This is a genomic window from Coleofasciculus sp. C1-SOL-03 (genome assembly GCF_040220555.1).
In the GTDB taxonomy this organism is placed as follows: domain Bacteria; phylum Cyanobacteriota; class Cyanobacteriia; order Cyanobacteriales; family Coleofasciculaceae; genus Coleofasciculus.
Genome location: NZ_JAVJUO010000184.1, coordinates 1 through 10,942, shown reverse-complemented (window position 1 = coordinate 10,942; position 10,942 = coordinate 1). Strand labels below are relative to the sequence as shown.

The following is a 10,942-nucleotide window of genomic DNA, read 5'->3' as shown; positions in this document are numbered from 1 at the left end:
GCCCCCCTGAAGGGTGTAAGTCCCAGCTCTTCGGCTACCCATCCGGTCCCTAACTCCCTCACCCCCAGCCCCTCTCCCACCGGGTGAGAGGGGAGTCGGAGTATCTTGTCCCCCTTCCCCCTGCTTGGGGGAAAGGGCTAGGGGATGGGGGGCATTACTGGCACTATCTCCCTCACCCCCAGCCCCTCTCCCACCGGGTGAGAGGGGAGTCGGAGTATCTTGTCCCCCTTCCCCCTGCTTGGGGGAAGGGGCTAGGGGATGGGGGTATTTTCCTAAACTATTACCCGCACCCCCCCCCCCACACCCACCCGGTGAGAGGGGAGTCGGAGTGTCTTGTCCCCCTTCCCCCTGCTTGGGGGAAGGGGTTAGGGGATGGGGGCTAAACCCCTGACGCACGACTGCCAAAGCTTCCGCTAAATTCGTCTCCACCAACTTACTCGAAACCCGAACAACCTTGAGTCCTAACGACTCTAACAACTCCTGACGCTGTTGGTCTGCCTCTTGCTGTGATTGATGGATACCTCCATCAACCTCCACAATCAGCCGTTCTGCTCCACAAAAGAAATCAACAATAAATGCGCCAATAGGCTGTTGTCGTCGAAATTTTCTTCCTTCTAGTTTGCGTCCACGCAGAGCTTGCCAGAGGATTTTCTCACTCGGAGTTGGTTCTTTGCGAAATTGACGGGCAACCTCGGTCATTTTCTTTTTAAGGGCTGGGGAAATTTCCCAGTATTGTTTCTGTCCCCCTTCCCCCTGCTTGGGGGAAGGGGCTAGGGGATGGGGGTATTGTCCTAAACTATTACCCTCACCCCCAACCCCTCTCCCAATCTGGGAGAGGGGAGCCGGAGAAGTAGTGGGGGGATGGGGGCTAAACAGCCCCCCATTCACATAGGGAAAGCCATTCGCCCAGTTGCGGATTCCTGCCTTTTCCCGTTGCTTCGGGGGGGTTGCCATTGCCCGAAATAGCTCCTCTAGCACCTCATGGGTATTCGACGAATCCCCCGCACTCATCTGCGCGATGGTATCGGTGAATAGGTTGTTACTGTAAAAAATATTCGTATCCTCGGCGAAAAAGCAGAAGATGAGCCGCGCCATAAAATGATTGAGTTCCTCCCGACGCTCTGCGGTATCCCAGTCGGGGTTCTCATTGAGCAGTTCCACATAGAGTTTATTGAGTCGCCCTGTCGCCTTAATATCAAAGGCATTTTCCCGAATTTGCTTAACCGTCGTAATCCCCGCCAACGGTAAAAAGAAACCAAAATGGTTATGAAACTCAGGATAGTCACAGACAATCGTTTCTCCATCAGCTAAGTTCTCCGCCTCCAAGCTTTTGCCATCCGTCGCTAAGATAAACTTTGCCTTTTGTTTAGCAGTCGCTGGACTCTCCCGCAAAGCCGTCAGGGTTGCTGTTACTTCCCCTTCTGAGCAAACCTTAATGTGGATATTGTTGCGCTGGAGAACCCCACCAAGGTCAGACTGATTGGTACTGTTGCGCTTACTCTTGAGCCGTTTAATCGTCGTTGATTTATTCCCAAACGCTTCGAGGAAGGCAAAGGGAAACTCCTCTGGGTCAAAGGGAGCTTCAGCGAGTTGGGAAACGGCTTCTTCGATTTCGACTGCATTCATGCTCTAACGCTCAATCACTCAGGAGTTCAATTCTCGCCAATTGGGATACAAACGACCATCATCGCCACCGATCTGCAACTCTTCCATTGAGTATTTTACTCCGACGGTATCGGCTTTTGATCGGGCAACCAACGCCCCTACAACTTTCACTGAAGTTTTGCGTCAATGATTTAAATGACAAATAATGTGGCAATCGACAAAAATGGAGAATACCGGATTTGAACCGGTGGCCTCTGCGGTGCGATCGCAGCGCTCTACCAACTGAGCTAATTCCCCGGACTCCTAGTCTAGCATACTGTAGCAGCTCACCTGAGCGATCGCCGTCTCCGATGCCAAGCAACCCTCTCCTGCTTCTCGTTCCATCATTGCCTACCTAATAAGTAGGTGGACACAATTAAAGTTAACGGTTGAGATGTAGGGAACAGGGAACAGGGAACAGGGAACAGGGAACAGGGAACAGGGAACAGGGAACAGTAAGGGTTTGAGGGTGATCAGGCAGGGGCGGGTTGTATGATTCGCGTTTTTGACCTCACACCCATCGAACTAAACCCGCCCTGACCAAATTTTCATCGCTTCCCACTTAACTTCCGTCCCAACCGCCGGAATCCCCCCATGGCTCCCACCAACTCTGGATACACCGGCACCAACGGCGACTTCTCCCGACTAAACCGCACCGCTAACGTGCGAATCAAGGTCAAGATTTCCGGGCGTTCAATCTCGGTGATCGGGAATTGCAATAACGCCTCCAACGTCTGCGGCGTGCCAATCCGACTTAATGCCATAGCCGCTTGCTCCCGGACAAACCAATCATTATCCTTCAACAAGGGCATTAATGCCTGCAATGCGGGTGCAGTGCCAATACGTCCCAAGGCTGTCGCCGTTGCGCCTCGGATATCGCCATCTTGATCCTTTAATAAAGGAATTAACGCCTGTAATGCCGTCGGCGTCCCAATTCTTCCCAATGACTCAATCGCCTGTTTTCGCACCCGTTTATCCTGATCCGTCAACACCGGGATTAACGCCGTTAACGCGGGAGTTGTTCCCATTCGCCCTAACGCCGCCGCTGCTTCCTGACGCACCACCGGATCAGTATCCTCTAACGCCGGAATTAACACCTCTAACGTCTGGGGATTCCCGGAACGCGCCAAGGCTTCCGCCGCTTCCTCTCGCACCACCGGATCAGCATCTTGCAACGCTGGAATTAACGCCTCTAGGGTTTCCTTTGTGGCAATTTTCCCCAATACCATCGCCGCTTCTTCGCGAATCTGATTCTGGGGATGGTTCAGGGCTTGGGTTAACGCCTGCACTACCGTGGGATTTTCCAGGTGAATCGCACCACTGGCTTGCCAGCGGACAAAGCTATCCGGGTGATTCAGCACCTTAACCAATTCCTGCAAGGCTTCTGGTGTGCCAATTTGCGCCAACGCCATCGCCGCTTCCCCCCGCACATAACTATCAGTATCATGGAGGGCAACAATTAACGCCTGTATCGCCGCCGATGTACCAATTCGCCCCATCGCCGCCGCTGCTTCACCCCGCACCACGCTATCCTCATCCCGGAGGGCGGGGATTAAAGCTTTCACGGTTTCGGCATCGCCAATATAACCCAAGGCAGTCGCCGCTTCACCGCGCACATACCAGGGTCCTTGATTTAGGGCTTTAATTAACGTAGCGACGGCGGAAGAACTGCCAATTTGACCTAGGGCGGCAATTAACGCGGCGACGAAATCTTTGCGGGTATAATAGTGTTTCTCATCCAATTCCTGCTCTAATTTGTCTGCCATCTGGGTATTGGTTTGCCCCAAGGCGACAACGGTAGAAGCAATGAAGCCGACGAAGGGATAATGGTGCCACAAGTCATAAATATGGTCAATCACCTCAGTGATTAAGGGATGAGACAATTGATCACATTCGGCGATCGCTCGTCCAGTTAACAGGAGTAAGGTCGAGAAGATATCATCTTTTTCCTGAGTAATGGCTTTGAGTAGCGGAATCGGATCATCCATCAATCCCGCCAGTAGACTGATGCTTTGATGCCAGTCATAATTCCACAAATGGGCTTTCACCAACGCCATCCCCTGACTAGGATTCTCTTGAAGCACCCGTCGCAAATAACAGGCGGTTAAATAATCCTGAGTAATCCGGTGAATAAACACATAGCGATCGCCTTCTTTGGTCAATCGGTGCAGAATCCCCTGTTCTCCAGACAGTTGTACTAGCAGTTGGGCGGGGGTTTGTTGGCGTAAGGGTTCTAACCCCTGATCCTGTTCTAGGGCGTTGGCGATTTCCTGTTTTAGTTCTTGGGAATCAAACACCTCTTGCCCTTGACAGGTAAACTGATAGGCGAGATCTTCCAATAAGCGGATTTTCACCCCACTATCTGACCCCCGATGCTGCGTCCATTGACTCAGGAGATACTCGACGGTTTTCTGATAAATTTGACCACGACGGGCGGGTAAGGTGAGAACTTGCTCATAATATAAGCTGCACAGTAAATAGAGAAGACGAGGATTTTGTGCCAAGCCACGCAGTTGGGGATTTTGTCGCAGTTGTTCAATTAAGCTGTCGGCGGAAATCCCTTCTTTCGTTTCATGAGTGCCATGTTGAAACCAGGCGTGAATAAACTGTTCAATCTGGGGTTGACTCAGTGGAATAATTTCCACTTCCTTTGCCCCATTAATAAACGCGCCACCGTAACCGACAAGGCGAGAGGTACAAATAATCGGACAGGGATGGGTTTCCAGGAATTGGTTCAGTTTAGCGGCTAAGGCATTGCGATCGCGTTTGGGAACTTCATCCAAGGCATTGAACAACAACAGACATTTCCCCTGACGCAATTTTGCCTGTAACCAGGGTTGAATATCCGCCCAGGTTGTGGGATAATCCCGTTGAACCAGGGATGCGATCGCCACGGCGATATCATCTGCGGCTTCATACAAATCCACTAAGCGGATAAATAGGGGAAAAACCACATCCTCGACGCTAATTTTGGCATCCACCAATTTTTGCCGTTCCCCTGCTGCTGTCAATGCGGCTTCCCGGCGCAATAGCGCACTTTTGCCCATTCCCGGATCAGCCAAAACCATCAAGCGTTGATAATTTTTCTTTGCCTGTTCCCAGGGAACCCGATAGCGTTTGGCTTCTACATCGCGATTTTTGATCGCATAAGCGCGTTTCAGTTCAGCTTCCGATTCGGCGTATCCCCAAAAGGTTTCCACCTCATGGCGATAATTGCGTTCACGGGTAACTTGAATCGGGATATAGAGGGATTTACGGGGAATCGGGTGTTGGGTATGTAAAAGGGTTTTATATTTAAAATGAGATTCGATATCCTCTAGGAATCGGCAAACCGATTCGATTTTTGGATCACGGTTCAGTGGGCGAGTGTCCTCGGTGTGGGTATCTTGAGAACTAATCATAATCTTACCCCTGTTGATTAAAGCGTTTTTGAATCAATCGGAAAAGCCATAGCACTGACTTGATGGCACGCTTCGTGCCGACTACGAACGAACGAATCTGGGTGGAGTCAGGGCTATGTTGCGATCGCCTTGATTCTGGATTGTCTTAACTCACGACTCAAAGCTGATCGCTATACTATGATCCTATAATTATATCCGTTACGATTCCAGGTTTTCATCCCTGAACCCCGTTATGTCATTCTGAATGGAGTGAAGCGGAATGAAGAATCCCTACAAACGTGTTGCTTCCAAGCCGACTCTACCCCCAAAGGAAGTGAATAGCAAAGCCTAACCTATTTTAAGCCGAATCGTGTCATTCTCAGGAGAGCGATCGCGCAACGAAGACTATGTGCCAATATGTCGCGAACATATAGCACTACATCTCAAACCAATCCGCACTCAAATCACGCCATTGAGGATTTGCCGATTCAATCAAAGCAATCTTTTTAGCACGCAACCACCCTTTAATTTGCTTTTCACGGGCGATTGCTTCCCTGATATCTGAAGTTTCCTGATAATAAACGAGTTGATTGATATTATATTTTTGTGTAAATCCAGGAATCAACTTTTGTTTATTTTCGTACACGCGACGATATAAATCATTTGTTACGCCAGTATAAAGCGTCTTTGAACGATTCGTCATTATGTAGACGTAATACGTATTCACCTTGTTTTATTGAGTTAGTAAATTTTGGGCGACGTGAAAACTCTCCCTCTTGAACTGAGTAATGAGATGCTTCGTTCCGTTCCTTCGCTTCGCTACGGACTCCACTCAGCATGACATTGTTATATCAATATACAGCGCTTCGCGCTCTTATGGAGTACAGTATTAGCCCGCTATCCCTCAAACTGCTAGATTGATGTTGTACCTCATAGCAGAGGAAAGCGCTGTATTAGTGTCATTCTGAACGTAGCGAAGCGGAGTGAAGAATCTCTGCAAATGTTTCAGCATCTACCTCAATTCACTTGAGATAAAAGATGATAAAAATAAAGGTTAAGTCAACTCTCGTCTAATTTGGGCGATCGCCCCATTCAACCCTTCACTGTGAATCCAGCCCACATACCCCCCATAAACCATCCTGTCATTACTATCCGCCACAAAAACATGATCAACGCCCAAGGGATTTTTCCAGGTTCTCACCGCTGCACCATCTCTGAGTCGAATAATCGGATGAGACTGTTTAAAATCCCGGTGATGTGCAGGAGTCATACCCGGAACCCGTTCTAAAATGGCGATCGCCTCTTGAGTCGCATCCGTTGCATCAGCCTCCACTACCGTATAACAACCACACCCATCGGTTACCGTCGCTTTTAACCTATCCTTAATATCCCCATCAAATAGCGACAGCGCTTCAATCTCCTCAATCAACTTCCCATGCGGTTCACTCTGACGTCGCTGACAATAAATCGCCGTGAGTAAATCCTCAAGCCCCACCTCAGCTAACGCATCGGTAATCAATCCTGTCAACCCCAAAACCGCAATTCCACCTAACATTCCCGCCGGACCCCCCAGCAATGCTAAAGCCGCCGTGATCGCCGCCGCCCCTGTCAACCCTGTCGCCGCCATCGTCACCACCAGAATCACCCCAGGTAATCCCAACGCCGCAATTTTTTTGACAACTTCATCCATTTTTATGACCTCCCTTCAGCAGCGAAAAGTGTTTAGGCTTTCTCTATCAAGTCTAACCTGCCTCTATCACTCGACTCGGATCTACGGAATTAAACGTATAAAAATATACCGAATTAAATTTAGCGATCGCATAGAAGCTTGAGCCAATCCCATAATTAAGTTTATTGGTCACCTGCCAGTCACTTAAGATTATTGCCGATGCTATATTATCTCAGTTATAATAAAATCGCCTATATATTAACAAAATGCCATGAATGATTTATTCAAAAATGCTTTTATCCAAGCCTTAGGAGTAGCTGCATTAATTTATATTGGGTTTCAACTTCTGGATTGGGGCATAGAGACAATCTTGCGTATTTTAAGAAGTTTCGATAATTGGTATAGAATCTATGGCTCGAAATGGGCTGAAGAAGTTGCCATTTCCTTTGGCGTACTTTATCTACTTTTTGCGGCAGTGATTAATAGTAGAAACCGTTAATCGGTCAAAGGTTTAACAATAAAAACAATAGATTTTCGGGTTAAAGACATTTCGTGCATCGCGTCTGTAGGGGCGGGTTTAGGGAATTCTGTTTCGCTATTGATGATAACGTCAATTCAAAACCCGCCCGGAGCATCTGTCGCTTTATCTACTTTTTGCGGCAGTGATTAATAGTAGAAACCGTTAATCGGTCAAAGGTTTAACAATAGAAACAATAGATTTTCGGGTTAAAGACATTTCGTGCATCGCGTCTGTAGGGGCGGGTTTAGGGAATTCTGTTTCGCTATTGATGATAACGTTAATTCAAAACCCGCCCGGAGCATCTGTCGCTCCCCCAGCTTCCAGACGTGCCATGGCACGTCTCTACATTGGCTCCCCCCGCTCCCCCTCACCACACCACTTATTCAGCAGCCCCTAATTATCCATCCACCGCACAGCGAAACCCAGCCAAAATCTGACGCACACTGGGATAATACCAATTGCGGAAACTACAGCGCATCGCCCACGGACGAGTTGTCCAACTACCGCCGCGCAAAACCCGATGTTCGCCATCAAAATAGGCTTGAGAATAGCCGCGATAAGGATAACTGACAAACCCTTTGTATCCATCAAACCAACTCGCTGTCCATTCCCAAACATTCCCCAACATGTCATAACAACCTGATGCACTTTGCCCTTGGGGATAAGCATGAACCGGAGTCGTATGTCCTACCGTATTATCGTGATTACAAAAATAAGATGTCGGTTCCGTATCACCCCAGGGATAGATGTGATGACACCCCTTTTGTACATCCCAACTCGCCGCTTTTTCCCATTCCGCTTCACTGGGTAATCGCTTGCCGACAAAATTAGCATAAGCCTCGGCTTCATACCAACTCACCCCATAAACCGGATGATTATCCCAAAAAGGTTCATCTGACCAATAGAGGGGATAGGCGACAGGATTATCCTGCAACCATTTCCATCCTTCCACAGACCACCACTGATGATTTTGATATCCCCCCGCTTCAATAAAAGCGCGATACTGATGACAGGTAACCGGGTAGCGATCAATCCAGTAGGTATCTAAAAAAACGCGATCGCATGGACGTTCGTTATCCATAGCATCAATCTCGTCGCTTCCCATGACAAACTCACCCGCCGGAATTTTAATCATCTGTCCTTTATCCGGACTCATTTCTCCTTTGGCAAACGGATCATCTAAGACAAATGACGTAGGCGTGCGTCCGGTTTGGCAAAGGGTGTTATTCTTAGCAGATAAGCGGTGTAATTGCAAGATAAAAGCAATCGTTTCAGCATGTTGACTCTCGTGCTGAACTAACCATCGCCATAAACGTTCTTGGTGATCTAGGGGGGCAATTTCCAGATAGTCAAAGACTTGGGTTCTGACGATATCCAGATAATCTTGAATTTCTGCCAAGGACGGTAACTTTTGGCGATCGCACTTCGGTAAACCATCCGCCGCAAAAAGCCGATGATACTCTGGAAATAGGGGTTTTAAGCCAGCATAGCGTTCTAGAATCCAATACGCTTCCGTAAACGCAATATGACCCAAATGCCAACCCACGGGACTAAAATCCGAATGCGCTTGTCGGTAAAATCGGGTTTCGTCAATCCCTTCGACGAGAACTAACGTACCCAGGCGGCATTTTTCCATCTTTTGACGGATGCTTTTTCGACAAGCATGAACTGATGTAAACGTCACAATTTTCTCCCCTCAACTGGACGAGTTTTGGCACAACTTTTCTAGTGTCCAGTGAATCGGGTTCACAAGCAAGAGTCGTAGGGAATAGCTCAACGTTAATGGAAACATAACTATCATAAAAAAAGTGGCACATCCAGTAATGTGCCACTTCCTCCCAGTATCTATAACCCAATCAGCGGTCTACTGAACCCATGATTACGTCAACACTACCGAGAATTGCCATAATATCTGCCACTTTCACTCCCCGCAAAATATGGGGGACAATTTGCAAATTGTTGAAATCCGGTGGACGAATCTTCCAACGCCAGGGAAAGATATTATCATCCCCAATAATGAAAATGCCCAATTCTCCCTTTCCACTTTCCAAGCGAACATAGTGTTCACCCTGGGGAATCTTAAAGGTTGGCGGAATTCTCTTACCACTAAACTGGTAATCAAAATCATTCCACTTAGATTTCTTTCCTTCCGCCATGCGTTTGGCTTCCAGATTTTCGTAAGGACCACCCGGTAATCCTTTTAATGCCTGACGAATAATTTTCAGGGATTCCCGCATTTCCCGAATCCGAACTAAATACCGGGCGAGACAATCCCCAGCGGTTTCCCAATGGATATCCCAATCAAAGTCGTCATAACATTCGTAGTGGTCAACTTTCCGCAAGTCCCACTTCACGCCGGACCCCCGCAACATTGGACCCGACAGCCCCCAGTTAATTGCTTCGTCACGGGTAATCGTACCCACCCCTTCAACACGACGGCGGAAGATGGGGTTGTTGGTAATTAGGCGTTCATACTCATCGACTTTCGGGTCAAAATAGTCGCAGAAGTCTTCACATTTGTCAACCCACCCATAAGGAAGATCAACCGCTACCCCACCAATCCGGAAGTAATTATTATTAATCAGGCGTTGTCCGCTGGCGGCTTCCCACAAGTCGTAAATTAATTCCCGTTCCCGGAAGATGTAGAAGAAAGGCGTTTGCGCCCCCACATCAGCCAGAAAGGGTCCTAACCACAACAGGTGATTAGCGATGCGATTCAACTCCAGCATAATCACGCGGATATAGCTGGCGCGTTTGGGTACTTCAATATCCGCTAACTGTTCTGGGGCGTTAACGGTAATCGCTTCGTTAAACATTCCCGCTGCATAATCCCACCGACTCACGTAGGGGACATACATAATATTTGTGCGGTTCTCGGCTATTTTCTCCATACCGCGATGCAGGTAGCCGATAACTGGTTCACAATCAATCACATCCTCCCCGTCTAACGTGACGATTAAGCGGAGAACGCCGTGCATGGACGGATGGTGAGGACCCAAGTTGAGAACCATTGGGTCGGTTCTGGTTTCGATTTGTGCCATAGTGATGTGTTTGGTTTGCCCAACTCTTAGCGATGACGCTTTAACAAAAATCGCGCAATCCCCTACCCGACGGGATCGGTGAGGATGGATAGCGAATCAAAAGGGAGGATTGGATGCCCTCCATTGATGCTCTTCATTTTTGATATTCTACCTCGGTGAGGGGTAAAGCTAAACAGTGGGGAACCCCACGAGGTTAACCATCATTCTGTTTCACTCTTGCCAGTTTATAAGTTTTATGCTATTGTTGCGGGCATAGGATCAAAGTGGACATGATAGTTTTCGAGTTCAAAGTCAAAGCTAAACCTATTCACCATTTCTGATGCAGGTTGGTCTATATATCTAGACAATTAGTGACATAACTAGACATTTTTTATGATATAATCAGGCAATGTCTAGTTTAACTCCCCAAGAAGCAGCTACTCTACTAGGTGTGACGGTCAAAACTTTGCACCGATGGGAACTCAACGGTAAAATTCGATCTTCTCGGACGGCTGGTGGTCATCGTCGATACGATATTGCTGATTTAATTGGTAATAAATCGGGTAATGAATTAACCGTTGGTTATGCCAGAGTATCTAGTCATGACCAAAAAGACGATCTAAATAGACAGGTTTTAGTCTTGGAAAGCTACTGTGCCAAACAGGGATGGGAATTTGAGATTATTCAAGATCTCGGTAGTGGCATGAAC

At 48.0% G+C, this 10,942-nt stretch carries 9 protein-coding genes and 1 tRNA gene; 2 read left to right on the top strand and 8 right to left on the bottom strand.

All coding sequences use genetic code 11. The features are described 5' to 3' along the window. From RIE73_RS28550 to RIE73_RS28525, 6 genes are all read right to left on the bottom strand, one after another. The coding region (locus RIE73_RS28550; RefSeq protein ID WP_446404384.1) for a type IIL restriction-modification enzyme MmeI at positions 1 to 1,626 on the bottom strand (1,626 nt) is incomplete at its 3' end. A gap of 18 nt (positions 1,627 to 1,644) precedes the next feature. Continuing rightward, complete coding sequence (locus RIE73_RS28545; protein WP_446404383.1) at positions 1,645 to 1,776, bottom strand: hypothetical protein; 132 nt, start codon at positions 1,774 to 1,776, stop codon at positions 1,645 to 1,647. Between the two features lie 53 nt (positions 1,777 to 1,829). Next, a tRNA-Ala gene (locus RIE73_RS28540) sits at positions 1,830 to 1,902 on the bottom strand. A gap of 290 nt (positions 1,903 to 2,192) precedes the next feature. Beyond that, positions 2,193 to 5,045 (bottom strand): NACHT domain-containing protein, encoded by a 2,853-nt coding sequence (locus RIE73_RS28535; RefSeq protein WP_446404382.1) that lies wholly within the window; start codon positions 5,043 to 5,045, stop codon positions 2,193 to 2,195. A 415-nt stretch (positions 5,046 to 5,460) separates the two neighbouring features. Further along, entirely contained in the window at positions 5,461 to 5,751 is a 291-nt protein-coding gene (locus RIE73_RS28530) for a GIY-YIG nuclease family protein (protein ID WP_446404381.1), read from the bottom strand. Positions 5,752 to 6,078: 327 nt separating this feature from the next. Beyond that, a complete protein-coding gene (locus RIE73_RS28525) occupies positions 6,079 to 6,714 on the bottom strand; it encodes a hypothetical protein (protein WP_446404380.1) in 636 nt (211 codons plus the stop codon). Positions 6,715 to 6,964: 250 nt separating this feature from the next. On the opposite strand from RIE73_RS28525, the gene RIE73_RS28520 reads away from it, so the two are divergent. Further along, positions 6,965 to 7,192: a hypothetical protein gene (locus RIE73_RS28520; protein WP_446404379.1), complete on the top strand. Its 228-nt coding sequence runs from the start codon at positions 6,965 to 6,967 to the stop codon at positions 7,190 to 7,192. Positions 7,193 to 7,610: 418 nt separating this feature from the next. Here the strand turns inward: RIE73_RS28520 and RIE73_RS28515 are convergent, their stop codons facing one another. Together RIE73_RS28515 and RIE73_RS28510 are read right to left on the bottom strand one after the other, a co-directional pair. Then, complete coding sequence (locus RIE73_RS28515; RefSeq protein ID WP_446404385.1) at positions 7,611 to 8,849, bottom strand: SUMF1/EgtB/PvdO family nonheme iron enzyme; 1,239 nt, start codon at positions 8,847 to 8,849, stop codon at positions 7,611 to 7,613. Between the two features lie 220 nt (positions 8,850 to 9,069). Next, positions 9,070 to 10,254, bottom strand: a complete 1,185-nt coding sequence (locus RIE73_RS28510; RefSeq protein ID WP_446404378.1) for an NAD(P)H-quinone oxidoreductase subunit H — start codon at positions 10,252 to 10,254, stop codon at positions 9,070 to 9,072. Positions 10,255 to 10,642: 388 nt separating this feature from the next. Between RIE73_RS28510 and RIE73_RS28505 the strand changes: the two genes are divergently transcribed. Beyond that, positions 10,643 to 10,942: IS607 family transposase (locus RIE73_RS28505; protein WP_446401266.1), on the top strand; the 300-nt coding region annotated here is incomplete at its 3' end.

Bases quoted from the DNA above. Each gene is read 5' to 3' on its own strand.
- RIE73_RS28535 (WP_446404382.1), bottom strand. From the start codon at position 5,045: ATGATTAGTTCTCAAGATACCCACACCGAGGACACTCGCCCACTGAAC.
- RIE73_RS28525 (WP_446404380.1), bottom strand. From the start codon at position 6,714: ATGGATGAAGTTGTCAAAAAAATTGCGGCGTTGGGATTACCTGGGGTG.
- RIE73_RS28520 (WP_446404379.1), top strand. From the start codon at position 6,965: ATGAATGATTTATTCAAAAATGCTTTTATCCAAGCCTTAGGAGTAGCT.
- RIE73_RS28515 (WP_446404385.1), bottom strand. From the start codon at position 8,849: ATGGAAAAATGCCGCCTGGGTACGTTAGTTCTCGTCGAAGGGATTGAC.
- RIE73_RS28510 (WP_446404378.1), bottom strand. From the start codon at position 10,254: ATGGCACAAATCGAAACCAGAACCGACCCAATGGTTCTCAACTTGGGT.